Annotated in this window: 1 protein-coding gene; it reads right to left on the minus strand. The window is 59.4% G+C overall.

The features are described from left to right. Window positions 1-602, minus strand: a 602-nt coding sequence (locus tag I5W_RS21670; RefSeq protein WP_044530789.1) for an MFS transporter, incomplete at its 3' end; no start/stop codon positions are given. Window positions 603-936: the final 334 nt, after the last annotated feature.

The following is a 936-nucleotide window of genomic DNA, read 5'->3' on the forward strand; positions in this document are numbered from 1 at the left end:
GCCGGATGCAGTGGACCCGGCTGGGCCAGGGTTTCACGGTAGCGCCACAGGATGACCCACATCCCCAAGGAATAGACCAGCAGGAATACCAGGCAGGAGCGCCAGCCGAAGGCTTCCTGCAGGTGCGCGCCGATCACCGGCGCCACGATGGGCGCCAGCCCCCAGGCGGTGGCCATGTAGGTGTAGGCATGGATCAGGGTTTGCCCGCTGAAGGAGTCGGTGATGATGGCCTTGGCCAGCAGGTTGGTGGCGGCAATGCCAAAGCCTTGCAGCACCCGCGCGGCGACGAAGGTTTCCAGGTTGGGCGCCGCCAGCGAGAGCACGCAACCCAGCGTGAACAGGCCCAGGCCCAGCATCAGGACGCGCTTGCGACCATAGGCGTCGGCCAGCGGGCCGAACACCAGTTGACCGAAGGCATAGGCGATCAGGTAGGCGGTCACGCTGATCTGGATGGCCTGGGCCGAGGTGCCGTAGTCGATGGCCATCTTCGGCAAGGCCGGCACGTACAGGTCGATGGCCAACTGACCGGCCGAGGCGAAGGCGCAGATCAGGAACAGCAGGAAACGCGGGTGGTTGGAGGGATGCTGGGCGCTATTGCTCATGGAAAGGGGGAAGGATGCTGCATCAGTAGGACCGCTATTGTGAACCTTGGCGCAGTTTTCTGCTGACGCTCACCTGATTGTGAGCAAACTGTCTCTGATAGCAAGAATATAGGATGATTTTTTTGTCATCAAACAGGATAGTTTTAGAGAGAAATTCAAATTTATTCGAGAGGAAAAACGAAGTAATTCGAGATTGTTCCAGCATATTTTTGTCATTCCGCCCAAGTCCTCCTGCCCCACGTATCGTCCCCCCTGCCGGCCCGCCAAGCACAGCCCATCAGGCTGTAGGCGCAGAGGCTGCTGCATCTACAGACGAACAGGGAGGGAAAAGATG

The sequence above is a fragment of the Herbaspirillum sp. B65 genome, from assembly GCF_000333555.1.
In the GTDB taxonomy this organism is placed as follows: domain Bacteria; phylum Pseudomonadota; class Gammaproteobacteria; order Burkholderiales; family Burkholderiaceae_D; genus Herbaspirillum; species Herbaspirillum rubrisubalbicans.